At 70.4% G+C, this 26,221-nt stretch carries 26 protein-coding genes and 1 tRNA gene; 18 read left to right on the top strand and 9 right to left on the bottom strand.

What is annotated here, in order from left to right; translation table 11 throughout:
* Positions 1-7 precede the first annotated feature (7 nt).
* Positions 8-1,078 (bottom strand): diacylglycerol kinase family protein, encoded by a 1,071-nt coding sequence (locus FFG40_RS16395; RefSeq protein WP_083404356.1) that lies wholly within the window; start codon positions 1,076-1,078, stop codon positions 8-10.
* Between the two features lie 55 nt (positions 1,079-1,133).
* Here FFG40_RS16395 and serS point away from each other — a divergent pair, with 55 nt between their 5' ends.
* The 5 genes from serS (at position 1,134) to FFG40_RS16370 (ending at position 4,520) form a co-directional block, all read left to right on the top strand.
* The gene (serS, locus tag FFG40_RS16390) at positions 1,134-2,399 is read left to right on the top strand and encodes a serine--tRNA ligase (RefSeq protein WP_138804062.1); all 1,266 of its coding nucleotides are present in this window, start codon (positions 1,134-1,136) and stop codon (positions 2,397-2,399) included.
* A complete protein-coding gene (locus FFG40_RS16385) occupies positions 2,396-3,259 on the top strand; it encodes an HAD family hydrolase (RefSeq protein WP_111029845.1) in 864 nt (287 codons plus the stop codon). The genes serS and FFG40_RS16385 overlap by 4 nt, the downstream gene beginning before the upstream one ends.
* Positions 3,260-3,342: 83 nt before the next feature.
* Positions 3,343-3,427 (top strand) — tRNA-Ser (locus FFG40_RS16380).
* A 2-nt stretch (positions 3,428-3,429) separates the two neighbouring features.
* Complete coding sequence (locus FFG40_RS16375; RefSeq protein ID WP_138804063.1) at positions 3,430-3,960, top strand: GNAT family N-acetyltransferase; 531 nt, start codon at positions 3,430-3,432, stop codon at positions 3,958-3,960.
* Complete coding sequence (locus FFG40_RS16370; protein WP_138804064.1) at positions 3,957-4,520, top strand: GrpB family protein; 564 nt, start codon at positions 3,957-3,959, stop codon at positions 4,518-4,520. Before FFG40_RS16375 ends, FFG40_RS16370 begins: the two co-directional genes overlap by 4 nt.
* 84 nt (positions 4,521-4,604) lie before the next feature.
* On the opposite strand, the gene FFG40_RS16365 is transcribed toward FFG40_RS16370, so the two are convergent.
* Positions 4,605-5,300 carry an SDR family oxidoreductase gene (locus tag FFG40_RS16365; protein WP_138804065.1) on the bottom strand — a complete coding sequence of 232 codons (696 nt, stop codon included), beginning with the start codon at positions 5,298-5,300 and terminating at the stop codon, positions 4,605-4,607.
* An 84-nt stretch (positions 5,301-5,384) separates the two neighbouring features.
* On the opposite strand from FFG40_RS16365, the gene FFG40_RS16360 reads away from it, so the two are divergent.
* The gene (locus tag FFG40_RS16360) at positions 5,385-5,840 is read left to right on the top strand and encodes a helix-turn-helix domain-containing protein (RefSeq protein ID WP_138804066.1); all 456 of its coding nucleotides are present in this window, start codon (positions 5,385-5,387) and stop codon (positions 5,838-5,840) included.
* Positions 5,841-6,053: 213 nt separating this feature from the next.
* Positions 6,054-6,341 (top strand): hypothetical protein, encoded by a 288-nt coding sequence (locus FFG40_RS16355; RefSeq protein WP_138804067.1) that lies wholly within the window; start codon positions 6,054-6,056, stop codon positions 6,339-6,341.
* Between the two features lie 70 nt (positions 6,342-6,411).
* Here the strand turns inward: FFG40_RS16355 and FFG40_RS16350 are convergent, their stop codons facing one another.
* Both FFG40_RS16350 and FFG40_RS16345 read right to left on the bottom strand, forming a co-directional pair.
* Positions 6,412-7,425 (bottom strand): LacI family DNA-binding transcriptional regulator, encoded by a 1,014-nt coding sequence (locus FFG40_RS16350; RefSeq protein ID WP_232536521.1) that lies wholly within the window; start codon positions 7,423-7,425, stop codon positions 6,412-6,414.
* Positions 7,426-7,501: 76 nt separating this feature from the next.
* Entirely contained in the window at positions 7,502-8,767 is a 1,266-nt protein-coding gene (locus FFG40_RS16345) for a Gfo/Idh/MocA family protein (protein ID WP_395876573.1), read from the bottom strand.
* A gap of 201 nt (positions 8,768-8,968) precedes the next feature.
* Here FFG40_RS16345 and FFG40_RS16340 point away from each other — a divergent pair, with 201 nt between their 5' ends.
* The 5 genes from FFG40_RS16340 to FFG40_RS16320 all read left to right on the top strand — a co-directional run bounded on the left by FFG40_RS16340 (position 8,969) and on the right by FFG40_RS16320 (position 13,571).
* Positions 8,969-9,943, top strand: a complete 975-nt coding sequence (locus FFG40_RS16340; RefSeq protein ID WP_228516654.1) for a carbohydrate ABC transporter permease — start codon at positions 8,969-8,971, stop codon at positions 9,941-9,943.
* 11 nt (positions 9,944-9,954) lie between these two features.
* Positions 9,955-10,896 (top strand): carbohydrate ABC transporter permease, encoded by a 942-nt coding sequence (locus tag FFG40_RS16335; RefSeq protein ID WP_171907877.1) that lies wholly within the window; start codon positions 9,955-9,957, stop codon positions 10,894-10,896.
* A 26-nt stretch (positions 10,897-10,922) separates the two neighbouring features.
* Entirely contained in the window at positions 10,923-12,296 is a 1,374-nt protein-coding gene (locus FFG40_RS16330; protein WP_221935176.1) for an ABC transporter substrate-binding protein, read from the top strand.
* 124 nt (positions 12,297-12,420) lie between these two features.
* A complete protein-coding gene (locus FFG40_RS16325) occupies positions 12,421-12,891 on the top strand; it encodes a BLUF domain-containing protein (protein WP_051596847.1) in 471 nt (156 codons plus the stop codon).
* A 71-nt stretch (positions 12,892-12,962) separates the two neighbouring features.
* On the top strand, positions 12,963-13,571 hold the full coding sequence (locus FFG40_RS16320) for a ScbR family autoregulator-binding transcription factor (protein WP_185974218.1): 609 nt from the start codon (positions 12,963-12,965) through the stop codon (positions 13,569-13,571).
* A gap of 25 nt (positions 13,572-13,596) precedes the next feature.
* On the opposite strand, the gene FFG40_RS16315 is transcribed toward FFG40_RS16320, so the two are convergent.
* The 3 genes from FFG40_RS16315 to FFG40_RS16305 all read right to left on the bottom strand — a co-directional run bounded on the left by FFG40_RS16315 (position 13,597) and on the right by FFG40_RS16305 (position 16,497).
* Positions 13,597-14,025, bottom strand: a complete 429-nt coding sequence (locus FFG40_RS16315) for a BLUF domain-containing protein (RefSeq protein ID WP_138804070.1) — start codon at positions 14,023-14,025, stop codon at positions 13,597-13,599.
* Between the two features lie 89 nt (positions 14,026-14,114).
* Complete coding sequence (locus tag FFG40_RS16310; protein WP_138804071.1) at positions 14,115-15,269, bottom strand: AI-2E family transporter; 1,155 nt, start codon at positions 15,267-15,269, stop codon at positions 14,115-14,117.
* 10 nt (positions 15,270-15,279) lie between these two features.
* Positions 15,280-16,497, bottom strand: a complete 1,218-nt coding sequence (locus FFG40_RS16305) for an MFS transporter (RefSeq protein WP_138804072.1) — start codon at positions 16,495-16,497, stop codon at positions 15,280-15,282.
* A gap of 68 nt (positions 16,498-16,565) precedes the next feature.
* On the opposite strand from FFG40_RS16305, the gene FFG40_RS16300 reads away from it, so the two are divergent.
* From FFG40_RS16300 to FFG40_RS16290, 3 genes are read left to right on the top strand one after another with little or no spacing between them, the layout of a single operon-like run.
* Positions 16,566-17,312 (top strand): MSMEG_4193 family putative phosphomutase, encoded by a 747-nt coding sequence (locus tag FFG40_RS16300; RefSeq protein WP_138804073.1) that lies wholly within the window; start codon positions 16,566-16,568, stop codon positions 17,310-17,312.
* 33 nt (positions 17,313-17,345) lie between these two features.
* Positions 17,346-17,873, top strand: coding sequence for a DUF3090 domain-containing protein (locus FFG40_RS16295; RefSeq protein ID WP_027466105.1), 528 nt, complete (start codon positions 17,346-17,348; stop codon positions 17,871-17,873).
* Positions 17,870-18,628 (top strand): SCO1664 family protein, encoded by a 759-nt coding sequence (locus tag FFG40_RS16290; protein ID WP_138804074.1) that lies wholly within the window; start codon positions 17,870-17,872, stop codon positions 18,626-18,628. The genes FFG40_RS16295 and FFG40_RS16290 overlap by 4 nt, the downstream gene beginning before the upstream one ends.
* A 70-nt stretch (positions 18,629-18,698) precedes the next feature.
* Here the strand turns inward: FFG40_RS16290 and FFG40_RS16285 are convergent, their stop codons facing one another.
* Together FFG40_RS16285 and FFG40_RS16280 are read right to left on the bottom strand one after the other, a co-directional pair.
* Positions 18,699-20,717, bottom strand: a complete 2,019-nt coding sequence (locus FFG40_RS16285; RefSeq protein ID WP_138804075.1) for a VWA domain-containing protein — start codon at positions 20,715-20,717, stop codon at positions 18,699-18,701.
* The gene (locus FFG40_RS16280; protein WP_111235780.1) at positions 20,710-22,095 is read right to left on the bottom strand and encodes an AAA family ATPase; all 1,386 of its coding nucleotides are present in this window, start codon (positions 22,093-22,095) and stop codon (positions 20,710-20,712) included. Before FFG40_RS16280 ends, FFG40_RS16285 begins: the two co-directional genes overlap by 8 nt.
* A gap of 255 nt (positions 22,096-22,350) precedes the next feature.
* Here FFG40_RS16280 and FFG40_RS16275 point away from each other — a divergent pair, with 255 nt between their 5' ends.
* The 3 genes from FFG40_RS16275 to FFG40_RS16265 all read left to right on the top strand — a co-directional run bounded on the left by FFG40_RS16275 (position 22,351) and on the right by FFG40_RS16265 (position 26,104).
* Positions 22,351-23,760: an MFS transporter gene (locus tag FFG40_RS16275; protein WP_176709740.1), complete on the top strand. Its 1,410-nt coding sequence runs from the start codon at positions 22,351-22,353 to the stop codon at positions 23,758-23,760.
* A gap of 166 nt (positions 23,761-23,926) precedes the next feature.
* Entirely contained in the window at positions 23,927-24,607 is a 681-nt protein-coding gene (locus FFG40_RS16270) for a GntR family transcriptional regulator (protein ID WP_138804076.1), read from the top strand.
* Positions 24,608-24,808: 201 nt separating this feature from the next.
* The gene (locus FFG40_RS16265; RefSeq protein ID WP_260678900.1) at positions 24,809-26,104 is read left to right on the top strand and encodes an LCP family protein; all 1,296 of its coding nucleotides are present in this window, start codon (positions 24,809-24,811) and stop codon (positions 26,102-26,104) included.
* Positions 26,105-26,221 lie beyond the last annotated feature (117 nt).

Below are 26,221 nucleotides of genomic sequence, written 5' to 3'. Positions count from 1 at the left end.
GCCCGGGTCAGGGCACCTGGCGCGAGCCGTGGCGGTCGTCCGCCGGGTCCGGCACGCGCACGGAGAGCCCCATCGGGTCGATGCGCGAACGGAAGGCGATGACCTCGCCCACCGGGTCACCGTCGATCTCGAACTCGTCGGGCCGCTCGAGCCGCGCCGTGAACTCCTGCCCGCGCAGGTAGCGCAGGGGCCGCTCCTCGCGTGAACGCGACACGATCTTCTTGCCGACGGCGGTCTTGCCCAGGTTCGACCGGCGGAACGCCCGCAGGATCCCGTTCTCCCAGAACACCCGGGCACCGATCCGCACCCAGCCGAAGAACCCGCGGGGACGCATCACGGCGATGTCGAACACCCCGTCGTCGATCTCGGCGTCGGGCAGCAGGATCGCGCCGGCCTGGAGCATCCCGCAGTTGCCGACGATGAGCGAGTGTGCCCGGAGCGAGTGGTTGCCGTCGTCGTCGAGCTGGTAGCGGAACTCGAACGCGTTGGCGTCGCGCACCGAACGGAACAGCGAGTCGACGTAGGCGAGCCAGCCGACCTTCTTCTTCAGCTCGGGGCGGGTGTTCACGAGCATCCGGGCGTCGAGCCCGAGGCCCGCCATCACCAGGAAGCCGAAGCGTTCGCGCTCGCCGCCGGGGCGCTCGACCTTGAGCATGCCGAAGTCGATCTTGCGGTCGTCGCCGTGGAAGATCGTCCGGACGCTCGCGGCCAGGTCGTCGAGGGGGAGCTTCATGTTGCGCGCGAGCAGGTTGCCGGTGCCGCTCGGCAGTAGCGCGAGGGTCGAACCAGACTCGTGCACGACCTCGGCGACCGCACGGACCGTGCCGTCACCGCCGGCCGCCGCGACGACGTCGGCACCGGCCTCGATCGCCGCGCGGGCCATGCCGCCGCCCGGGTCTTCCTCCGAGGTCTCGAACCACAGGGTCTCGGCCCAGCCGGCCTGCTGCTGGTGTTCCGCGACCGTGCGCTTGAGGGTCGGCAGGTGGACCTTGACCGGGTTGTAGACCACCGCGGCCGTCCGCTGCTCGGTGGGGAGGGCGTCCTGGTCCGCGGGCGCGGTCTCCGAAGGGGTCGACATACGTCCACGCTACCGATCGAGGCTGCGTGCGGTTGCCCCCGTCTAGGATGGGGCGGTGATCGATCCACAGCTGCTTCGCGACAACCCGGACGTCATCAAGGCTTCACAGCAGGCGCGTGGTGCCTCCGTGGCCGTCGTCGACGAAGCCGTCGCCGCCGATTCCGCCCGCCGCAGTGCGATCACCTCGTTCGAGTCGCTCCGCGCCGAGCAGAACGCGTTCGGCAAGACCGTCGCCAAGGCCCCGAGGGACGAGAAGGCCGCGCTCGTGCAGCAGGCCCAGGCCCTCGCCGCACAGGTGAAGGAGGCGCAGGCCACCGTCACCGCGGCCGAGGACACCTTCAACACCGTCGTCCGCGGCATCCCGAACGTCGTGCTCCCCGGGGTGCCCGAGGGCGGCGAGGACGACTTCGTCACGCTCCGCACCGTCGGCACCAAGCCCGAGTTCGACTTCGAGCCGAAGGACCACGCCGACCTCGGCGAGCACCTCGGCATCATCGACATCCCGCGTGGTGTGAAGGTCTCCGGCTCGCGCTTCTACTTCCTGCGCGGCATGGGCGCCCGGCTCGAGATCGCGCTGATGTCGCTCGGCCTCGACCGTGCGATCGCCGCCGGCTTCGAGCCGCTCATCACCCCGACGCTCGTCCGCCCCGAGACGATGGCCGGCACCGGGTTCCTCGGTGAGCACGCGGCCGAGGTCTACCGGCTCGAAGCCGACGACCTGTACCTGACCGGCACGAGCGAGGTCGCCCTCGCCGGGTTCCACGCCGACGAGATCCTTCCGCTCGAGGAAGGACAGGCCCACCGCTACGCCGGCTGGTCGACCTGCTACCGCCGCGAGGCCGGTTCGGCGGGCAAGGACAACCGCGGCATCCTCCGCGTGCACCAGTTCAACAAGCTCGAGATGTTCGCCTACGTCCACCCGGACCAGGCCGAGGCCGAGCACGAGCGCCTCGTCTCGCACCAGGAGCAGATGCTCCAGGACCTCGGCCTCCACTACCGCGTGATCGACGTCGCCGCCGGCGACCTCGGCACGAGCGCGGCGAAGAAGTACGACATCGAGGCCTGGGTCCCGACCCAGGGCACGTTCCGCGAGCTCACCTCGACGTCGAACTGCACGACGTTCCAGGCCCGCCGCCTCGACATCCGGTACCGCACCGAGAGCGGCAAGACCGCTCCGGTCGCCACGTTGAACGGCACCCTCGCCACCACCCGCTGGATCGTCGCGATCCTCGAGACGCACCAGCAGGCCGACGGTTCCGTCGTCGTGCCCGAGGTCCTCCGCCCCTACCTCGGTGGCGTCGAGGTGATCGAGCCCCGATGAGCACCCAGGGACGGTTCGTGGACGGCACCGAGCAGGGCGCGGGCACCGACGCGCCCGCCCGCACCAAGCGCTGGCTGGTCGCGCTCGACATCGACGGCACCACCATGCGCGAAGACGGTGTCATCACGCAGGCGGTGGTCGCCGCCGTCCGTGACGCCGAGGCCGCCGGGCACGAGGTCATGCTCTCGACCGGCCGCAGCGAGGGCATGACCGTGCCCCTGCTCGAGACCCTCGGCATCCGGCCGAAGTACCTGGTGTGCGCGAACGGAGCGCTCATCCTGGCCCGCCGCGCCGACGGCTCCTACGTGCGCGAACACGTCGAGCGGTTCGACCCGTCCGAGGTGCTGCAGACCATCCACGGAGCGCTCGAGAACGCGGCGTTCGGCGTCGAGGACGAGACCGGTCACTTCCTGCTGTCCGGCAACTTCCCCGACGACACGATGACCGTCGAGGGCGAGCACGTGCCGTTCGAGCAGCTGCTCGGCGTCGAGGCCACCCGCGTCGTCGTCATCTCGCCCGGCCACGACACCGAGGACTTCCTGCAGATCGTCGAGCAGATGGGCCTGCACAAGGTCTCGTACTCCGTCGGCTGGACGTCGTGGCTCGACATCGCTCCCGAGGGCGTCACGAAGGCCACCGCGATGGAGCGCGTGCGCGAGTGGCTCGACATCCCGCGATCGCGCGTCTTCGCCGCGGGCGACGGCCGCAATGACATCGACATGCTCCGCTGGGCCTCGACCTCCGGTCGCGGCGTCGTCATGGGCCAGGCTCCCGACGACGTCGTCGACGCCGGCAACGAGCTCACCGGCGGCATCACCGACGACGGCTTGGCAGCGGCGCTCGACTCCCTGCCCCGCTAGTCTGCGCTCGCGCGCACCCCTGCCTGGAGGCCCGGGTAGACTTCCCGGGACGCGATCACGTCTCGCCACGTGGTCGCGTCACTGGAGGGTTGTCCGAGCGGCCGATGGAGCCTGTCTTGAAAACAGGTGGGCAGAGATGTCTCGTGGGTTCGAATCCCACACCCTCCGCGATGGACACACGGTTGCGCCCACTCCGCCTCGACGACGCGGCCGTCCTGGCTGCGGTGATCAAAGCGAACGCTGAGTTCCTGCGACCGTGGGAACCCGCGCGAGCGCCGTCGTACTACACGGAGTCCGGGCAGCGGGACGTCATCACGCAGGCCCTCGCCGCGCAGCGGGCCGGCAACGCGGTGCCGTTCGTCATCGAGTCGACCGACGGGGAACTCCTCGGCCGGATCACGCTGAGCGGTGTCGCCCGCGGTGCGCTGCAGTCGTGCGCGATGGGCTACTGGATCCGCTCTGACCGCACGCGCCAGGGCCACGCATCCCGCGCCGTCCGCGCCGCTGCGGCCCACGCGTTCGACGTGCTCCGCCTGCACCGCGTGCAGGCCGAGACGCTGCCCGAGAACGTCGGCTCGCAGCGCGCACTCGAGTCTGCAGGCTTCACCCGCTACGGCTTCGCGCCGGAGTACATCAAGATCGACGGGGTCTGGCGCGACCACGTCATGTTCCAGCTCCTCGCGCCGACGCCAGCCCCGTGATCGAGGTCGTCGAGTACCGAACGGCCTGGCCGGAGCGGTTCCGGCAGCTGCGTGATGCGTACGCCGCCGCGCTCGACGCCGCCGACGTGCCGTTCCGGAGCATCGAGCACGTGGGCAGCACGTCCGTGTCGGGCCTGGCGGCGAAGCCCGTGCTCGACGTCGACGTCGTGGTGAATGCTGCCGACGTGCCGGCTGCGGTGGTGGCGATGGCGACGATCGGCTTCGAGTCGCGCGGTGAACTGGGGGTTCCGGGGCGGCAGGCGTTCCGGGCTCCGGAGCGCTTCGCCCCGACGAACACCTACGTCGTCGCAGCCGGGTCGCTCGCGCTGCGGAACCACCTGGCCGTCCGCGACGTGCTGCGTGCCGCCCCGGTGCTCCGCGACGAGTACGCCGCGGTGAAACGCCGGGCAGCCACCGAGGCCGAGGACATCGACGACTACATCGAGCGGAAGAGCGAGGTGCTGGGCCGGATCCTGCGCGCCGGCGGCTTGACTGACGACGAGTGCGCCGCCATCACCGCCACGAACCGTCGGATCACCGACCGCGGCGCGGGCGGCTGACGCGATCGGGGCGGGTGACGGTTCTGGTTCACGACCCCGGGTGTTCGTGAACCAGAACCGTCACCGTCCCGACGAGAACAGGTCTCAGGCGCTGGCGAGCATCGGGTAGAGCGCGGTGAGCGGGGCGCTCAGGCCGGCCCGGACGTCACGGCTGACCTGGTCGGCGAGGACCTCGTGCTCGCCGGCCTCCACCGCGTCCCAGATCGAGCGGACGATGTCGGCGGGGTCGGACTTCTCGACGTCGAGGTCGGCGATCATGCCGGTGTCGGTGTAGCCGAGGTGGGCGCCGACGACCTGGGTGCCCTGTGGTGCGAGCTCGAGGCGCAGGGAGTTCGTGATCGACCAGAACGCGGCCTTCGACGCCGAGTACGCGCCGGCGAGGGCGACCCAGCTCAGGGCGGAGTGCACGTCGATCAGCGCACCGTTGGCGATCGAGGGGGCGAAGGCCTTGGCGACACGGAGTGCACCGAAGACGTTGGTGGCGAAGATGCGCTCGACCTCTTCGACGGAGACGTCGACGAGCGGGTCGGAGCCGGCGATCCCGGCGTTGTTCACGACGACGGTCACGTCGGCTGCGGCGCGGGCTGCGGTGTCGACGCTCTCCTGGCTCGTGACGTCGAGGGCGAGCGGGACGATGCGCTCGTCGTCCCAGGTGCGCGGGTTGCGGGCGGTCGCGTAGACCTTGGTGGCGCCACGCTCCAGGGCTTGGCGGACGAACTCGGCGCCGAGGCCGCCGTTCGCTCCGGTGACGAGGACGACGGCGTTGGTGAGGTCGGTCATGAGTGCTCCAGACAAGAGAAGTTGAGTACGGAAACCGAACCTAGCATGTTGTGTCTGGAAATCGAACCCAGCTAGGATCAGCACATGCTCGGCATCCTCGGCGGCGACGAGCGCTGCCCCATCGCACGCTCCCTCGACGTCCTCGGCGAGAAGTGGACGCTCATGATCGTCCGCGACGCCGTCGGTGGCTCGACCCGCTTCAGCCAGTTCCAGCAGAGCCTCGGCATCCCGCGCGAGGTCCTGACTGCACGGCTGGCCTCACTCGTCGACGGGGGAGTGCTCGAGCGCACGACCTACAAGCCCGAGGGGGCACGTGCCCGCGAGGAGTACGTCCTGACCGACGCCGGCCGCGACCTGTCGCTCGTGCTGCTCGCCCTCGGCGGCTGGGCCGACCGGCACCGTCCGTCCGAGCGGGCGTCGGACCTGCGCTTCGTCGACGCCGATTCCGGCGAGCTGGTCGAAGCGGTCGCTGTGACGCAGGGCGCGCATCAACGTGTGCTGCTCGATCGCGTTGAAGTAGTCGGTGACGGATCTCGGTGAGGTGCCGATAAAGCACCTCTGATGAGTATTGAACTTCTGTCACGACCAATCCGCGCAACACCGCCATCAGCGGCTGCATGGAAGACATACATGCCGCAGCGAGGCAACGGTGGCGTTCCGACCGAGCGTGAGGTACGCCGGTACCTCACGGACACGAGGCGGAATGCTGAACTTCGCCAGAAGGTCCTCGCCGAGCTCCGTGAACGAGCCGGGATGGAGTCGAGCCTGCTCGTCAACTCCGTGATCGCAGGAATCGCCATCCTCGCGGTGTTCGCGACCGTCGCGGCCGCCGCGACGTCAGCCCTCGCCGCCAATGACGCGAGCGCTGGCACGGATGCGGCGATCGGTGTATACACGAGTCTCGGGCGGACCGCCGTGGCCATCTTCGTCATTGGGATCGGCTCAGCTATCGTGCGACAAGGACGATCGAGGCATGCATCGTCGTGGCTTGCGGCGTACGAGGAAGCAGAGCGGCGTCCATGGTGGAGGCGCGCGTCCTGAAACGGGGCCGGAAGATTGGTGGGAGGTCCACGGGATCGGCCACGGGCCTCCCGGTCTGCTAGTGGGTGCGTCAGCGACGCACGTCGCACCCGCAACTCGCGCCGAGGACCAACTCGGCGGGGACCAGGTCGCGGTGCCACTGGTTGTCGGCGTCGAGGCCGAGCACGCGGTCGACCGCGGCGACCGCCATCGTCTCGATCGGCTGCCGGACCGTGGTGAGCTGCGGGTTCGTGTAGTCCGCCTCGGCCGCACCGTCGAACGACACGATCGCGACGTCCTCGGGGACGCGCAGACCGAGTTCCCACAGTGCGCGCATGACGCCGATCGCCTGCATGTCGGAGCTGACGAAGACGGCTCTGGGTCCGGTCTCGTCGGCGAACATGCGGAGGCCGGCTTCGTAGCCTCCGCGCCGGGTGAAGTCGGTGCGGACGATGGGGCCGTCGGGCAGGCCGGCCTGGCGCAGGGCACGCATCCAGCCCTGCTCGCGGAGCTCCATCGAGCCGGTGTGCCCCATCACGAGGCCGATCGAGCGGTAGCCGTGCTCGACCAGGTGCTGCGTGCCGTCGAGGGCGCCACGCAGGGCGTCGACACCGATGCTGGCGTACTCGGGGACCTCGAAGAACGTGTTGAGCAGGACCATCGGCAGGCCTGGGTCGGTGACGGTCGACAGGTCCGGGTGGGTCATGATGCTCGTCACGATGATGCCGTCGACCTGGCGAGCGGACAGGCTGCGGAGCCGTTCGCGTTCCTGGGCGGCGTCGCCGTCGCTGTTGGCGAGCAGGACGTCGTAGCCGCGTGCAGCGGCGGCGTGTGTAACGGCGACGGCGAGCTCGGACCAGAACGGGTTGTCGAGTTCGGGCACGATCAGGCCGAGCATCTTCGACGAGCCGGTGCGCAGGGCCTGGGCGCTCGCGTTCGGGCGGTAGCCGAGGACCCGGATGGCCTCGCGAACCCGGGCGGCGGTGGCGGCAGCGACGGGGCGCGGTCCGTCGTGCACGACGTAGCTGACGACGGAGGTGCTGACCCCGGCGTAGCGGGCGACGTCTGCACGGGTGACCGCCCTGGGGTTCGTCGGGACGGTCACGGGTGCCACCTTCGTCGGGTCCGGGAGCGTCGTTCGGGTGCCGGCCCACGACGGACCGGCACCCGAACGACACGTGTTACTCGGACGCGATCGTAGCCGACGACGTGCTGCCGGCCGACGTCGGTGCGCTCGGCGTCGCAGCGCTCGTCGTTTCCGGGGCGTCACCGAAGTCCGGCACCTCGAGGCGGGCGCCGCCCTGCAGCGCGGACTGGTGGGCGATGATGCCCGGCAGGGTGAAGCGCGCGGCGGTCCAGGCGTTCACCGGCGGCAGGGTCCGGTCGACGACGGCACGGACGAAGTCGTCGGCGAGGAACTGGTGGCTGCCCTCGTGCCCGGTCGGCACACCGTCGTACTCGGCGGGCAGGCGGTCGGTGTCGTGCACCTCGGCGTAGCCGGAGACGAACGCGTCGCGCAGGGACGGGTCGACGTCGGCCAGGCGCGGGTCGTCGAGGGACATCGTCGCCTGGGTGTCGATCTTGTCGCTGATGTCGTACGAGTCCTCCTTGTCCTGCCAGACGCTGGTCTTCGCGAGCTGCTCGAAGCTGGCCTCGGTGCCGAAGTAGCGGAAGCGCGACTCACGGATGTGCGACGGGTAGCCGACGCGACGCATCTCGTTGATGCGCATGACCCCGCCGTTGTCGAGCTCGAACAGGGCGGTGGCGTTCGAGAAGTCGTTGTCGAACTGGCTGACGTCCTTGTCGAAGACGCCGTCACCGCGGTCGTCCTTCACGCCGATGCAGCTGACGCTGACCGCGTGCCCGGGGATCGCGCCGAGGACCCCACCGACCGAGTGCGTCGGGTAGAGCATGGGCGGGTAGCTGGCGGTGCGCTTCCACTCGTCGCCGCCGCTGTACTGATAGGCGGCGTAGAAGCCGAGGTCCATGTCGTGCACGTAGTCACCCTCGGCGTAGAACACCCGTCCGAAGGCACCGGCGGCGACCTGCTTGCGGGCGAACACCGTCGCGGGGTTGTAGTAGCTCGTCTCGCCCATCATGTAGGTCAGGCCGGTCTCGCGGACCGCCTGGATGATGTCGCGGATCTCGTCGACGGAGATCGCCATCGGCACGGCGGAGTACACGTGCTTGCCGGCGCGCAGGGCCTTGACCACGAGCGGACCGTGGGTCCAGCGCTGCGTGAAGATCGCGACGGCGTCGACGTCCGAGGCGAGGACGGCGTCGAAGTCCGGGAACGTGCCGTCGAGGTGCTGGGTCTCGACGAGTTCGGACGCGCGCTCGCCGACGAGGTCGGTGACGTAGACCCGGTCGACGTCGGGGTGGAGCTTGAACAGCTTGGCGAACTGGGGGGCGAACTGGCCCGCGCCGACCATTCCGACAGAGATCATCAGTGACCTTTCCAGGGTGTGGGATGCGTCGCCGAGCGGGTCGCTCCGATGCGATCGAGCGCCATCCTGACACACGTTGTCTACACGTGACAACCCCCGTCCACAGCCCGGAAAAAGACCCTTGCCAGCAGTGGTCCCCACGTGTAGATTCCCGGCTCACGGACTGCTGCACGTCAGTCCACCGCAGACGAAGGAGTCGCGATGGCAACCGAGAGCCCTGTGTCGTCACCCTTGACGACCGCCAGCACGAGACGGAGGAGTCGGTCCGCCGACCTCGCCCGTGCCCGCACCACCGCACCACGGCGCCGCCCCAGGAACGACCTGTGGCTCGCGCTCGTCTTCATCGCCCCGGCAGCCGTCGGGTTCGCGGTGTTCCTCGCCTGGCCGACCGTGCGGGGCATCTACCTGAGCTTCACCTCGTACAACCTGCTCACCGAGCCCGAGTTCACCGGCCTGCAGAACTACGCCCGCCTGGTGCAGGACTCGATCTTCTGGCACTCGATGGTGGTGACCGTCGAGTACGTGCTCATCAACATCGTCATCCAGACCGTCGTCGCGCTGTTCATCGCCGTGATGATGCACCGCCTGACCAAGTCGACCTTCGTGCGCGGCATCGTGCTCGCGCCGTACCTGGTGTCGAACGTCGTCGCCGCCCTCGTCTGGCTCTGGATCCTCGACACTCAGCTCGGCATCGGCAACGAGATGCTCGCCGCACTCGGGCTCGACCGCATCCCGTTCCTGCAGAGCGACGTCTGGGGCATCCCCTCGATCGCGCTCATCAACGTCTGGCGGCACGTCGGCTACACGGCGCTGCTCATCTTCGCCGGCCTGCAGTCGCTGCCCGAGACCGTGTACGAGGCCGGACGCATCGACGGTGCGAGCGAGTGGAAGATGTTCTGGCGCATCACGGTGCCGCTGCTCCGCCCGATCCTGTCCCTGGTGCTGATCATCACCGTGATCGGGTCGTTCCAGGTGTTCGACACCGTCGCCGTCACCACGCAGGGCGGCCCCGCGAACGCCACGAACGTCGTGCAGAACTACATCTACAACCTGGCGTTCGGCCGGTTCCAGTTCGGCTACGCGTCCGCGGTCTCGGTCGCGCTCCTCATCGTCCTCAGCATCATCACGATCATCCAGTACCGCCTCACCCGCTCGGGTGAGTCCGACCTGGACTGAACGGAAGCGCCATGACCACGACACTCACCCGTTCCGTCACCACGTCCCGCCCGCCGCGGATGGGAGCCGGCCACCGTCGTCGCCCGTCGCTCGGCCGGGTGCTCGCCTGGGTCGCGATGATCCTCGTCATCGTCGTCACCCTGTTCCCGTTCTACTGGATCCTGCGCACCGCGCTGTCGTCGAACACCGCGATCAACTCCGACCCCACCTCGCTGCTGCCCGTCGGGTTCAGCCTGGGCGGGTTCGAGCGGGTCTTCGGTCTGCAGTCCACCGAAGAGGCGTTGGCCCAGGGCGGGTCCGGCGCCGCGCTGGACTTCTGGCGGTACCTGCTCAACTCGATCCTGGTGTCGACGCTCGTCACCGTCGGCCAGGTGTTCTTCTCGGCAGCGGCTGCCTACGCCTTCGCCCGGCTGCGCTGGCCCGGTCGCGACAAGGTGTTCGGGGTGTTCCTGGCCGGGCTGATGGTCCCCGCGATCTTCACGCTGCTGCCGAACTTCACGCTCATCAAGCAGCTCGGGCTCGTGGACAACCTGCTCGGCATCGCCCTGCCGACGATGTTCATGACCCCGTTCGCGGTGTTCTTCCTGCGGCAGTTCTTCCTCGGCATCTCGAAGGAGGTCGAAGAGGCGGCGCTCATCGACGGCGCCGGCAAGGTCCGCGTGTTCTTCCGGCTCGTCATCCCGATGGCGGCGGCCCCGATCGCCACCCTCGCCGTGCTGACGTACATCACGAGCTGGAACGACTACTTCTGGCCGCTCATGGTGTCGTACACCGACAGCTCACGGGTGCTGACCGTCGCGCTCGGCGTCTTCAAGTCGCAGACCCCGCAGTCCGGTACCGACTGGGCCGGGCTCATGGCCGCGACCCTGGTGGCGGCGCTCCCGATGATCCTGCTGTTCGGCGTCTTCGCCAAGCGGATCGTCAACTCCATCGGCTTCTCCGGGATCAAGTGACCCGGCGCTCGGACAGGACGAACACCATGACGAACCAACTGACCCGTCGCACGCTCTTCGCCGGCGGTGCCTCCGCCGTGGCCCTCGGCGCGCTCGCCGCCTGCTCGTCGCCCGGTCGCCGCACGACGAACCGGTCGGGTGCGCGCACCGTGAGCTACTGGCTCTGGGACGCCAACCAGCAGCCCGCGTACCAGGCCGTCGCCGACGCGTTCCACCGCGCGAACCCGGACATCACCGTGAAGATCACCCAGCTCGGGTGGAACGACTACTGGACCAAGCTCACCGCGGGCTTCATCGCCGGCACCGCGCCCGACGTCTTCACCGACCACCTGACGAAGTTCCCGCAGTACGCCGACCTCGACGTGCTCTACAAGCTCGACGAACTCGACGCCACGAAGGGCATCCGTGACGACGACTACCAGTCCGGGCTCGCCGAACTGTGGAAGGGCCAGGACGGCCACCGCTACGGCTCCCCGAAGGACTGGGACACCGTCGCGATGTTCTACGACAGGAAGGCGATGGCGAAGGCCGGGGTCTCCGCCGAGGAACTCGGGTCGCTCGCGTGGAACCCGGACGACGGCGGCACGTTCGAGCGCATGCTCGCGCGGCTGACGGTGGACTCGAAGGGCCGACGCGGCGACGAGGACGGCTTCGACAAGGACGACGTCGCCGTCTACGGCATCTCGTCGAACGGCTCGGGCGGCGACGGCTTCGGACAGACCCAGTGGTCGCCGTTCACCGGATCGGTCGACTGGTTCTACACGAACGAGAACCCGTGGGGCGACCGGTTCCGCTACGACGAGCGGGTCGTGCAGGACACCCTCGCCTGGTACTACCGGCTGGCCGAGAAGGGCTACATGGCGAAGTACGGGGTGTTCTCGACCACGACCGGCCCCGAGGTCCAGCTCGGCGCCGGCAAGTGCGCGCTGTCCTTCAACGGCTCGTGGATGATCGGCTCGTACCTCGGCATGGAGGACCTCGACGTCGCGGTCGCCCCGACCCCGGTCGGCCCGGCGGGTCACCGTGCGTCGATGTTCAACGGGCTCGGCGACTCGATCACGAAGCAGGCGAAGGACCCCGAGGCCGCGGCGAAGTGGGTGGCGTTCCTGGGCAGCGACGAGGCGCAGCGGATCGTCGGTGAGAGCGGGATCGTGTTCCCCGCTCGTCCCGCGGGCACCGAGGCTGCGGTGGCGTCGTTCCGGAAGCGCGGGCTCGACGTCTCGGCGTTCACCCGGCAGGTCGAGGAGGACACCACGTTCCTGTTCCCGGTCACGAAGAACCCCGCCGACGTGCAGGCCCTGCTGCAGCCCGCCTTCGACGACGTCTACGCGAACGGCAAGCCGATCTCGACGTTGACCGGGGTCAACGAACAGGTCAACAACCTGCTCGCCCTCACCTGATCGAACCCCGAAACCCGACACCCGACACCCGACACCCCGCCCGTCGTCCGCATGCCGCACCCTCCGGTGCGGTGTGCGGACGACTCGTTGACCGTGCCGCCGACCACGATCCAGACTGCAGGGGATGACTTCGCTCACCTCCCTCGTCTACATGTCCGTCGCCGTCGACGACCTGACCGACGACCAGCTGGTCGCCATGCTGCGCGAGGCGCGGCTCCGCAACCACGCGCTCGGCGTCTCCGGGCTCCTGCTCGCCAAGGGCGGCCGCTTCATGCAGGTGCTCGAGGGTCCGGTCTGGAGCGTCGAGGACCGCTTCGCCGCGATCGAGCGCGACCCGCGGCACACCGGCGTGAAGTCGCTGTCGCGTGAGTCCATCAGCACGCGTCGGTTCGACGGCTGGGCGATGGCGTTCGGCAGCCCGACCGGGGACGAGCTCCGTGACGAGCCCGGGTTCAGCACCTTCCTCAGCGACCGCACCGGTCTGCCGACCGGGGTGGCGGGCACGCCCGCCGACTGGCTGCTCCGCTGGTTCCGTGGCCGCGACCTGCAGGACCTGCCCGAGGAGCGCATCACGCTCGGCCGGCATGCGGCCTGAGACGCACCACCCCTCGGACTGGAGGCGCGGTGCCAGCTGGCACCGCCCCTCCAGGCTGTGAGACTGGTCACGTGGAACGACGTGAGCAGATCCTGGTGGCCGCGGCGGAGGAGTTCGACCGCGTCGGCTTCGCCGGCGCGACCATCGCGGGCATCGCCCGCACGGCGGGCGTCTCGCAGGGCACACTGCACTTCCACTTCCCGACGAAGCTCGCCCTGGCGCTCGGCGTCATCGGCGAGCAGAACGCCCGCACCTTCGACGTCGTCAGCCACACCGACAGCTCGCCGGTCGCCGCGTTGATCGGGGCGTCGCACGGCATCGCCGACCTGCTCCGGACCGACCCGATCGTGCGCGCGGGCATCCGGCTGTCGCTGGAGCGCGGCGAGTTCCAGACCGCGACGCTGAGCTTCTACGAGCAGTGGATCGGCGGGATCGTCGACGTGTTCCGGTTGGCGATCGCGAGCGGGGAACTCCGGACGGACCTGACCGCGGAGCAGCTCGGATCGACGGTGGTGCCCTACTTCACCGGCGTGCAGCTCGTGTCCGACGTCCGGACGCGGCGCACCGACCTGATGCCGGCCGTGGCGACGATGTGGCGCGTGGTGATCGCGGCGACGGCGGACCCGAAGCACCGCGACCGGCTGCTCGCCGTCGTCGAGGACGCGTTCGGCGGAGGCTGATCCGGCGACGGAGTCCTGGGTCGGGTCAGAGGTCGTGCAGCTCGCGGTCGCGGAACCACTTCAGCAGCCAGGCCGCACTGGTCCGGTCGAACGAGCGTGGGAAGTCCATCGTGCCGGACAGGAAGGGACTGAAGCCCTCCTCGGAGCGGAGGTCCGAGTCGTCGAGCGCGCGGTAGGCCATCGACCAGCCGTCGAACCGTCGGCGCTCGATGTCCTCGCGCACGAGTGACTTGACCTCACCGTGGCGCGGGTCCTTCGCGATCACGTCGTACCGGTCCTGCACGCTCCACGCGGGCCCCTCGAGCAGCTGCATGAACCGGCCGCCCTTGGCGAGCAGGAGCCCGGAGACCCCGAGCGCTTCGTTGCGCAGCCGGGACTCCGCGAGCAGCACCGCCATGGCCTGGTCGTCGAAGGGGACGACGGCACGGCTCATGTAGACGATGGAGACGAGCACTCCTCCATCCTGCTGGGTGGAAGGCCGCTGCGCGAAGCGGATGTCCGCAACGCGCCCCGAGGATCGGCGCCGCGGATCGCCTCCGCGGGTCAGCCCTGCGGCAGCTCGTGCGCGGTGACGTCCTCGTTGCGCTTCTTCCGCCACGGTCGTGCCGGGGTGTTCGGGCCGTCCCACACCAGGATCGCGCCCCAGGCCGCGGCGATCAGCGGCACCGAGATGATCGCGCCGGTGATGCCGGCGAGGACGGTGCCGGCGGTCAGCCCGATCAGGATGACGAGGCCGTGCAGCTTGAGGGTGCGCCCCATCAAGACGGGCTGCAGCAGGTTGCCCTCGAGCTGGTTCACCAGCACCACGATGCCGATCACGATGAGCGCCTGCACCGGGCCGAGGGCCACGAGCGCGACCAGGGCGGCGAGGACGCCGGCGGCGGTGGCACCGACGATCGGGATGAACGCGGTGATGAAGACGATGACGGCCAGCGGCAGGGCGAGCGGGACGCCGACGATGGCGATGCCGACTCCGATGCCGATCGCGTCGACCGCCGCGACCGTGGCCGTGCCGCGGACGTACCCGCCGAGGGTCGAGACGACCCGGTCGCCGACGCGACGAGCTCGGGCGTAGCGCTCGCCGGTGAAGGGGCGGAGCAGGAACTCCCAGATGCTCGGGCCGTCCTTCAGGAAGAAGAACAGCACGACGATCATCAGGACGAGCCCGGTCAGGAAGTTCGCGGTGGCCGAGGCGCCGGCGAGTGCACCGGATCCGAACTGGGCGCTCGTGACGAAGTCGGACGCCGACGCGACCGCGTCGTCGATCTGCTTGTCCGAGATCGAGAACGGCAGGTTCTTCGCGAACTCCTGCAGTTGCTGGAACCCGTCGACTGCTGACTTCTGCAGCTGCGCCCACTGGTTCTCGACGGCGACGACGATGAGCCAGCCGATCAGCCCCAGGATCGCGAGGACGCCGATCAGCACCGCGAGGGTGGCCACCACCGACGGCACCCGGTGCTTGCGGAGCCACGACACCACGGGGTGCATGGCCGACGCGATGATGAGCGCGAGGAGCACGGGGATCGTGACGACGCTCAGGATGTTGCTCGCCCAGACGACGCCGGCGACGACCACCACGACGATGATGAGCTGCAGGCACCGGGTCGCGAAGTGCCCGGCGGAGTCGGACCACGCGGCCTGGACCCTGGACGGAGCGGCTGGGGTGATCGGGCGCGGAGCATCGCGGAAGAACGGCATGCCCGAGACGCTACCGACCGGACGGCCGACGCGCCGGTTCCGCCGGCTCGATCGTCCGCCCGGTGTCCCGTCCCCGCGTCGCCGGGGCGACCACGAACGCCGCGACCAGCAGGACCAGGGGCACGAGCATCGCCGTCTGCAGGCCGAGGTGCTCCCCGACGAAGCCGAGCAGCGGAGGCCCCACCATGAACGCGATGTACCCGGCAGTGGCCACCACCGACACCCGGCGGTCGCCGTCGGTGGGGTGGTCGCCCGCGGCGGAGATCGACAGCGGGAACCCGAGGGCGATGCCGAGCCCCCAGACGCCGGCGGCGGCCGCGGTGACCACCGGACTCGGTGACAGCACGACGAGCAGGACCCCCACCGCGCCGACCGCGGCACAGACCCGGACGACCGGGGCGCGACCGAACCGGGCGACGAGCGGGGTGCCGGCCGCACGACCGATGAGCATGGCGAGGGCGAACCCGGTGAACACGAGGGACCCGACGGACTCGGGGGCGTCGTGGTCGGTGGTCATCAGCAGCGGGAGCCAGTCGCTCGCGGCACCTTCGGCGAAGGCCATCGCCAGGGTGATCACGGCGATCATGGCGAGCTGCACCGTGAGGACGGAGCGGCGGGCTCCCCGACGGGTGCCGCGGGCATCGGCCGGCGCATCGGTCAGTGCGTCACGGGGCACCGGCCGCAGGTTCAGCGCCGCGAACACCGCCAGCGCGGCCATCACCGCGGCGCCGACGAGCAGGTGCACCCGGACCGGGGTCCCCGCCGCCGTCATGGCGATGCCGACGACCCCGCCGACCACGCTGCCGAGGCTGAAGCAGGCGTGCAGCACCGGCACGACCGGTCGTCCGATCTGCCGTTCGACCGCGGCGGCCTCGACGTTCAGCCCGATCTCGGCGACTCCCGCCCCGAAGCCGATCAGGAACAGCCCGACCCAGACCCCGGCGGCGACCTGTGCCGGGGCGAGCAGCGCGACGAGCACCATGCCGACGACGGGCAGCGCGCCCCCGAGCAGGATGAGCGGGCGGTTGCCGAGCCGCCGCACCAGGGCTCCGGCGCCGAGGATCCCGATCATCGACCCGATCGACAGCCCGAGCAGGACGAGGCCCATCGCCTCGATCGAGGCACCGAGCTCGTCGCGGATCGCGGGCGTCCGGGTGATCCACGTCGCGATCCCGAACCCGGTCACCGTCGACGTGGCGAAGAGTGCGAGTCGATGCCGCCCGGCCATGCCCCCATCTGATCGGTCCCCGGGCGGCCCGTCAAGGGCGACCGCGTCCCGCGCCTAGGATCGGGCGCATGGCGACCGTCCTCCTCGTCCGTCACGGACGCACCACCGCGAACGCCACCGGCGTCCTGGCCGGACGCACGGCCGGCGTGCGACTCGACGCCGTCGGCCGCACCCAGGCCGAGCGGACCGCGGAGCGCATCGCCGCGGTGCCCGTCGTCGCCGTGGTGTCGAGTCCGCTCGAGCGCTGCCGACAGACCGCCCGCGCGATCCTGGACCGGCAGACGGACGGGCAGACGGACCGGCAGACCGGTGCACCCGCCTCGCTGATCGAGCGGGCCATCACCGAGGCCGACTACGGGCAGTGGCAGGGCCGGAAGCTCGCCGACCTGGCGAAGGAGCCTCTCTGGCGCACGGTGCAGGCGAACCCGAGCGCCGTCGTGTTCCCCGGTGGTGAGTCCATGCAGACGATGCAGTCCCGCGCAGTCGCGGCCGTTCGTCGCATCGACGCCGAGGTCGAGGCGGAGCACGGACCCGGCGCCGTCTGGGTCGCGGTGAGCCACGGCGACATCATCAAGAGCGTCCTCGCCGACGCGTTCGGCATGCACCTGGACCTGTTCCAGCGCATCGGCGTCGGCCCGGCCTCGGTGTCCGTCGTGCGCTACGGCGAGCACCGCCCCGAGGTCGTCGCGACGAACACCGAGTCCGGTGACCTGTCCTGGCTGCGCACCGCCCCGGCACCCAGCGGGGACGCCGCGGTCGGCGGCGGCGCGGGCAACCCGGCACCCGACGCGCCCGCGGGTCCTGCCCGACCCTGAACGGCCGGAGCCGAGCGCTCCTACAATGCGGGTATGCCCACCATCGTCCACGGCTTCGACTGGCCGGACCGCCTCGTCGTCGGCACCATCGGCCGTCCGGGTGAGCGCGCCTTCTACATCCAGGCCCGCTCCGGTCGGCGCGTCACCAGCGTCGCGCTCGAGAAGGAGCAGACCGCCGTGCTCGCCGACAAGATCGACGAGCTCCTCGACGAGGTCGCGACCGTCGACGACAACCGCTTCAGTGTGCCGCCGTCGGTGCCTGCCGAGCTCCGCGACCCGGAGCCGCTCGACCAGCCCGTCGAGGCCGAGTTCCGCGCCGGAGCCCTGAGCCTGGGCTTCGACCCGGCCACCGCGCAGGTCGTCATCGAGGCGTACCCGATCGACGACGAGGTCGAGATCGTGTCCGAGGAGAGCGAGGACGGCATCGAGATCGAGGCCGTCGTCGAGATCCCCGAGCCCGCCGAGCTGTTCCAGGTGAAGATCCCGGTCGGCACCGCCCGGGCCTTCGTCGAGCGCACGCGCGAGGTCGTCGCCGCCGGTCGTCCGCCCGGCGACGCATGAGCGACGGCTCGCTCTCCGTCCGGGCGCGCATCCGCGAGGCGTCCAACGCCACCTTCCTCGCCGAACTCGACGGTGCGACCGTCGTCTACAAGCCCATCGAGGGCGAGCGCCCGCTGTGGGACTTCCCGGACGGCACGCTCGCCGGCCGCGAGATCGCCGCGCACCTGGTCTCCGAGGCGTTCGGCTGGGGGGTCGTGCCGCCCACGTGGATGGGGGACGGTCCGTTCGGGCCCGGCATGGTGCAGCGCTGGCAGGACGTCGACCCCGAGCAGGACGCCGTCGACCTGGTGACGCCGGAGCTCGCCGAGGCAGCGGGTTCGCCCTGGCTGCCCGTGCTCGAGGCCATCGACGAACACGACCAGCCCGTCACGCTCGTGCACGAGGACTCCGAGGCCCTGCGCCGGATGGCCGTCTTCGACGTCGTCGTGAACAACGCCGACCGCAAGGGCGGGCACGTGCTGGCGATGCCCGACGGCCACCGCTTCGGCGTCGACCACGGGCTCACCTTCCACATCGAGCACAAGCTCCGGACGGTCCTGTGGGGCTGGATCGGGGAGCCCCTCGGTCCGGACGAGCTCGAGGGCCTCGACCGCGTGTCCGAAGCCCTGCGCGGTGGTCTCGGCGACGAGCTCGCCGAGCACCTGACGGACGAGGAGATCGACACGCTCCGGGCGCGCTGCGCGGCTCTGCGCGCCGTCGGGATCTTCCCGCCGCCGCCCGGTCACGGCCCCGCCGTGCCCTGGCCACTGTTCTAGACGCACCCGACAACGGACGGGAGGCCCGTGGCGGTCTCGCCACGGGCCTCCAGTCCGTTTCGTGTGGGCTTCAGAGCCCCCAGTCGTCGCGGAAGAGCGCGCCACCGGCCCCGCGACGCGAGCCGAGGTACGAGCCGACCACGGCGACCCCGAGGTCGTCGTTCTCCGGTGCCACGACGCTGCCGTCCACCCGCTCCGCCATCGCGTCGATGAACCGGGCCAGCCCCGGGTCCTCGCCGAGCCGGAAGAACGTCGTCTGGGCGCCGAGGCGTCCGGCGTTCTCGAGCTCCCGCACGGTCAGCGCGATCGTCACCGGGTCGGGTGGGTAGTCGAACCAGACCTGCCCGTTCGGCTCCAGGTGCGACGTCGGCTCGCCGTCGGTGACGATGAGGAGCACCGGTTGGGCCGTGGGGTGCTTGCGGAAGTGCCGGTTGGCGAGCAGCAGGGCGTGGTGCAGGTTCGTGCCCTTGTCCCACATCGCGTCGAGACCGACGAGCTGTTCGACGTCCATCACCTCGGCCTCGCGACCGAAGGCGATGAGCTGCAGGTCGTCGCCGCGGAACCGGGTCGACACCAGGGTGTGCAGCGCGAGGGCGGTGCGCTTCATCGGCACCCAGCGGTCCTCCATCGCCATCGAGAACGACGTGTCGACGAGCAGCGCGACGCAGGCCTGGGTGCGCGCCTCGGTCTCCTGCACCTCGACGTCCTCGATGCTCAGGCGCACGCCCGCACCCTGTCGACCGCCGGCCGCCGTCCGCACCACGGCGTTCGTGATCGTGCGGGGGATGTCCCACGGCTCGGTGTCGCCGAACGCCCACTGCCGCGACGCCCCCGAGGGTTCGCCCGCGGCGCCCGAGCGACGGAGGTCCCGCGCGCCCTGGCGACCGGACATCCGCTGGGCGACGTCCTTGAGCAGGCTCTTGCCGAGCTGCCGCATCGCCTTCGGGGTGAGCCGGAGCTGCCCGTCGGCACCGCGGCGCATCGCCCCGGAGTTCCGGAGCGCCTGCTCGAGGCGCTGCAGGGTCTTCGCGTCGACCGCCGCCTCGTCGCCGAGCTGCCGGGACAGCGCGTCGAGGTCCAGGTCGTCGAGCTCCGAGCCCGGCCCGGACTGGGCGAGCTGGTCGGCGAGGGCGTCGAGGTCCGCGATGTCCTGGAACACCCCGGTGCCGTCGCCCAGCCCGAGGCCCTGTTCGCCCTCCATGCGCTCGGATCCGCCCCAGTCCTCGCCGGGACGCAGCGCGCGCAGGGTGTCGTCGAGCTGGGACAGCTGCCCCATGAGGTCGGGGGAACCGAAGGCCTGCTGGGCGAGGGCGTCGAGTTCGTCCCGCTGCTCCTGGGTCATCGAGTTCCGCATGCGCTGCGCCGCGGCCGCGCGGGCTGCCAGGTCGTCGAGCAGCTCGTCGACGTTCGCAGGGTTCGACGGGAAGTACTCCCCGTGCTGGTCCATGAAGTCGTCGAACTGCTGCCGGGTGTCCTCGCCGCGGGCGTGCGCCTCGAGCAGGGCGTTGAGGTCCTGCATCATCGCGCTGACCGCGGCCCGGTCCTGGTCGGTGGCACCCTCGAGCGCCTGCTTCATGCCGGCGAAGCGCTGGTCGAGCACCTCGCGGCCGAGCAGGTCCTTGATCTCGTCGTACTTCTGGCGCGCGGTCGGGCTCGTCCAGTCGTAGTCGCCGAGTTCCTGCACCGCGGCGGCGGGGGAGGGCGACAGGCTGTCGAGCTGCAGTTCGGCCAGGGCCCGGTCGCCGTCGTCGAGGTCGACGTTGCGGGCGAGCTCCCCGCGCTCGGCGAGCAGCGCCTGGTCGAGGAGCTCGCGCACCTGCTGCAGGGTGCCGTCGAGGTTGTTCCTGCTCGTCAGCTCACGGCGGCGCTCGGCCACCCGTCGGGCCAGGTCGTCGAGACCGCGCTGCGTCCGGCCGCCGCGCCGCAGGAACTCCCGCATCGCGCGCTCGGGCGACGTGCCGCCCATCACGTCCTGCCCGATGGCGTCGAGCGCCTCGGCCAGGTCGACCGGGGCGGCGAGCGGGTCCGGTCCGTCGGTGTACCGGCCGTACCGGGTGTCGCGCGTCAGGCGCCGGTTCTGCCTAGCCATAGACGGCTTCGCCCCCGCCGGACTCCTTGCTGATGCGCCGGGCCAGGAACAGGCCCTCGAGGGCGAGCTCGATCGCGCCGGCGCGTTCGCCGTCGTTCGTGGCACCCATCCGGTCGCACACCTGGTCGTACAGGTCGGACTCACCGATCGACGGCAGGCCTTCGAGGAACGCCCGGGCGCTGACCTGCTCGCCCGTGGTCACCATCGTGCCGCCGTCGAGGGCGTCCACGAGCACCGCGAAGTCGAGGCCCGTGAAGCGGGAGCGCACGGTCTCGGCCGTCGCGGTGCGGAGCAGGTGTTCGAGGACCTCGTCGGCCCGGTCCTCTTCGCCGTTCTCGAACTCGATCTTGCCGCCGAGGACGTCCACCGCGGTCTCGAGGTCGATCGGCCGCGCGACCGCCTCGTCCTCGCCCTGGCGAGCTGCGCGGTGCACCGCGGCGGCGGACACCGTCTCGGCACCGGCGATCGCGAACCGGGCGCTCACGCCGCTGCGCTGGTCGACGGCGCTGGAACCACGCAGTGCGCGGGTGAAGCGGGCGAGGATCTCGATCAGGGCGTCGGGGACCTCGGCCGTCAGCTGGGCCTCCTGCCGGATGACGGCGATCTCGTCGTCGAGCTCGATCGGGTAGTGCGTGCGGATCTCGGCGCCGAAGCGGTCCTTCAGCGGCGTGATGATCCGGCCGCGGTTCGTGTAGTCCTCGGGGTTCGCACTCGCCACGACGAGCACGTCGAGCGGCAGACGCAGCACGTAGCCGCGGATCTGGACGTCGCGCTCCTCCATCACGTTGAGCATCGCGACCTGGATGCGTTCGGCCAGGTCGGGCAGCTCGTTGATCGCGACGATGCCACGGTGCCCACGGGGGACGAGCCCGAAGTGGATGGTCTCCGGGTCGCCCAGGCTGCGGCCCTCGGCGACCTTCATCGGGTCGACGTCGCCGATCAGGTCGGCGACGCTCGTGTCCGGTGTCGCGAGCTTCTCGACGTAGCGGTCGTCGCGGTGCCGCCAGCTGATCGGCAGGGCGTCGCCGAGGTCGTCGGCACGCCGGATGCTCGCGGTGGTGATCGGTTCGTACGGGTGCTCGCCGAGTTCGGAGCCGGTGATGACCGGTGTCCACTCGTCGAGCAGGCCCTGCAGGGTGCGGAGCAGCCGGGTCTTGCCCTGGCCGCGCTCGCCGAGCAGGACGACGTCGTGGCCGGCGATCAGGGCGCGTTCGAGCTGGGGGATGACGGTGGTCTCGAAGCCGTGCAGGCCGGGCCACGGATCGGTGCCCTGGCGCAGGGCGGTGAGCAGGTTGTCGCGGATCTCGGCGCGGACCGTCTTCTGGACGTGACCAGAGGTGCGGAGCTCGCCGACCGTGCGGATGTCAGGTCGGGTCACGTTCTGGACGTTACGCCTTGTCGGACGGGAGGCCCGTGGCGGGGCCCGCCACGGGCCTCCCGTCCGTCCGCTTGTGGGTTTCCATCGCACTTGCGATCATTGAGATCCCGGCGACGGAGCCGGATTCGAAGTAGGGGGATCCGGCTCCGCCCCCGGTGGCTCGTTCCGCATCTGAACCACATCGGCGATCTCGGCGTACGGTCCCCTTTCGTGAGCAGCGCGAACGCAACCATCAAGAGCCTGGTGCCCGCCAGGATGGACCGCTTGCCGTGGACCCGGTTCCACTGGAGCGTCGTCGTCGGACTCGGCGTGTCCTGGATCCTCGACGGTCTCGAGATCCAGATCGTGTCGAACGCGGGCTTCCAGGCGGACCTGAACCTGTCCACGCAGCAGGTGACGTCCCTCGGCACGATCTACCTGGTCGGCCAGGTCGTCGGTGCCCTGGTGTTCGGGCGCATGTCCGACCGGTTGGGGCGCCGCAAGCTGTTCATCCTGACGCTCGCGATCTACCTGGTCGGTTCGGGCATCGCGGGCCTCGCGCAGGACTTCTGGTTCCTGGCGGCCTTCCGGTTCGTCGCGGGGTTGGGCATCGGCGGTGAGTACGCGGCGATCAACTCGGCGATCGACGAGCTCATCCCGGCGAAGTACCGCGGGCACGTCGACATCGCCATCAACGGCACGTACTGGGGCGGTGCCGCACTCGGCGCGTTCGCGAACATCTACCTGCTCGACACGTCCTACTTCGCCGAGAACATCGGCTGGCGCATCGGGTTCTTCCTCGGCCCGGTGCTCGGCATCGCGATCATCTTCCTGCGACGGCACATCCCGGAGAGTCCGCGGTGGCTGATGACGCACGGTCGCGAGGAAGAGGCCGAGGCCACCGTCTCCCGCATCGAGGAGTCGGTGGAGAAGGCGACCGGCAAGCCCCTGCCGGAGGTCGACCAGTCGAAGGCGATGACCGTCACGCCGACCGACCGCGTCGGGTTCCTCGCCATCGCGCGCGTGCTGCTGAAGCAGTACCCGACCCGCACGCTCGTCGGCGCGACGATGATGATCACGCAGGCGTTCCTGTACAACGCGATCTTCTTCACCTACGCCCTGGTCCTGACGAACTTCTTCGGCCTGAAGACGGCGGAGACGGCGGTCTACTTCTTCCCGTTCGCGATCGGCAACCTGCTCGGCCCGATCATCCTGGGGCGCTTCTTCGACACCTGGGGTCGTCGCCAGATGATCTTCCTGACGTACCTGGTGTCCGGCCTCGTGCTCGCCACGTCGGCGTTCCTGTTCCGGGCCGACGCGATCTCGGCGACGGTGCAGGTCGCGTTCTGGTGCGTCTCGTTCTTCTTCGCCTCGGCCGGTGCGTCGAGCGCCTACCTGACCGTCAGCGAGATCTTCCCGCTCGAGCTGCGGTCGCAGGCCATCTCGTACTTCTTCGCCCTGGCGCAGATCTTCGGTGCGGTCGCGCCGGCCATCTACGGCGCCTTCATCGGTGACGGGTCGTCGCGGGAGCCGCTGTTCTGGGGGTACTTGCTCGGGTCCGCGGTGATGATCGGCGGCGGCGTGGTGGCCCTGATCTTCGGGGTCGACGCCGCGCGGAAGGGGCTCGAGGACGTCACCCAACCACTCTCGGTGCTCACCGGGGACGCGAAGTCCGACCGGAGGTGAGCCCGGCGGCGGTCTGACATTCTGTATTCAGAGTGTTTAGCGCCGCCGTCGCAGCGCTGTCACTGTGCGTGCATGGCACTCCTCCACAGCACGACACCGGCGACCACGATCCACGGCAGCGACCGCCCTCGCCTCGGGGGTGCCGCCCGTGCGTGAGCCTGGGGTGATGGAGCACACTCCCGCCCGAGCCGGGGCCGACGGCCTCGATCCCCACGGCCTGCGCCGCAGCCTGCTGCGCGACGCGGTGTTCCTGCGACTGCTCGACAACGTCCTGCGGGGGGAGTACCGCCGTGGGCAGCGGCTGCGGCTCGACACCCTCGCATCGGACATGCGGGTGTCGCGCACACCGGTGCGCGAAGCCCTCGTGACCCTCGAGTCCCTGCAGCTGGCCAGTGTGCAGCGGTACGTCGGTGTCGTGATCGCGCAGTGGTCGGTCGACCAGATGATCGAGCGACTGCGGATCGCCCAGGCCCTGCTCGTCGATCCGCCGTCGAACTCCGTCGGGTACCACGACCGGTTCGACAAGGCGTGGCTGCGGGAGTGCTGGACCGAAGCCGGCGCCTTCGTCGAACTCGGGGCCTGGTACCTGCGACGCCGCGGGTCGTCGGTCAGCGGTGACTGGTTGCTGTCGCAGCGCATCGTGCTCGACATGTTCTTCACCGACGACGTCGCCCTGGCGAACGGGATCGATGCGGTGGTCGACCGGCGACGACGGGTCGAGATCGTCGAGCGGGCCGCGGACGCCGCGGAGCGAGACGCCCTCGACGACTGCGCCGCGGCACTCCTCGACCTGTCGGCGGCCCTGATCGCGCTGCCGGACCGCTTCCGGGTGGTCGTGTCGGCCTGAACCGGCGGCGGCTGCGGATCCGCTCAGGTCCGCGTCCGCCGCCGTGGTCCGCAGGTCCCGCCGCCGCGCAGTGAGCGGTGCCGGCGCCCCTCGCACTGGATCGTCAGGCAACGTCGTGGCAGCCTTGACCGGTTGCCGTCCCCGGCGTGTCCACCGACGACAGGAGTGCCCGTGAACGACGTCCGCGATCGATCCCACCGCTTGAACCGAGCACCCGGGATCGCACGGCACGGACGTCTGCGGCGCTCGAGCCCCCTCGCGACCGCTGCCAAGACGGTGTCCGCCGTCGTCGCAGTGGCCCTGGTCAGCTCGGTCTCGGTGACGGCGATCGCGGCGAAGCAGGTCACGGACGACCTCGGGGACGGTGTCGAGATCCAGGGCCAGCCCGCACCGCAGGCGCAGGGCGGTGCGAAGCCGCTCAGCGCCTTCACGGGCGGGTTCAACATGCTCGTGGTCGGCACCGACAACGACCCGGACCAGAGCGCTGCGTTCGGGGAGCGTGACGCGACCCTCAACGACGTCAACATCCTGCTGCACGTCTCGGCCGACCACACCAACGCGACCGCGGTGAGCATCCCGCGCGACCTCGTCACGCCGATCCCGGCCTGCACGAAGACCGACGGCACGGGCACGGCCCCGGCGATGGCCGCGCAGCCGATCAACACCTCGTTCGGCGAGGGGGGCCTGAACTGCGTCACGCAGACGGTCGCCGGGCTGACCGGACTCGACATCCAGTACTCGGCCGCGGTGTCGTTCAAGGGCGTCATCGAGATGTCGAACGCGATCGGCGGTGTGCCGGTCTGCGTCGCCCAGCCGATCACCGACTCGTACACCGGGTTGAACCTGCCCGCCGGCACCTCGACCCTGCAGGGTGACGAGGCCCTGGCGTTCCTGCGCACCCGGCACGGGGTCGGCGACGGGTCGGACCTCGGCCGGATCTCGAGCCAGCAGGTGTTCCTGTCGTCGCTGCTCCGCACCGTGAAGTCGAACGACACCCTCGGTTCGCCGGCCCGCCTGTACAAGCTGGCCCGGGCGTCGGCGTCGAACATGCAGCTGTCGCAGAGCCTGAACGACATCGGGACGATGGTGCAGATGGGCCTGGCGCTGCGGGACCTGCCGCTGGCGCAGGTGAACTTCGTGCAGTACCCGGGCACCACGGGCGGCACCGGTGTCTACGAGGGCAAGGTCGAGCCGACGACGTACCTGGCCGACCGGTTGTTCGCGAAGATCAAGGCCGACCAGTCGTTCTCCCTCGGGGCGGACAGCACGGGCATCGGGTCGGAGACGAGTCCGACGCAGCCGAGCCCGACGCAGCCGAACCCGGCACCCTCGTCGCCAGCGGCTGTGCCGGCGCCCGCGACCCCCGCGACGCCCGCGACCCCGGCGGCACCGTCGTCCGCCGCGCCGCGCACCCCCTCGGCGACGCCCGAGACCATCGACGGGCTCGAGGGGCAGTCCGCCGACCAGCAGACCTGCTCCAAGGCGTTCGGGTACTGAGGCGCGGCGCGGGCGCGGTCGGCTGCGCCTGGTCCCTCGCCCCTTTCGCGAAAGCGACAGTCTGCCGCCGAACACCCGCGGCACTCTGTCGCCCTGGCGCCAGTGACGGCTGAGATC

Source organism: Curtobacterium sp. KBS0715, from assembly GCF_005938005.2.
Taxonomy (GTDB): domain Bacteria; phylum Actinomycetota; class Actinomycetes; order Actinomycetales; family Microbacteriaceae; genus Curtobacterium; species Curtobacterium flaccumfaciens.
Note: the sequence above shows the minus strand (reverse complement) of the source record. Positions and strands in the feature narration are given on the sequence as shown.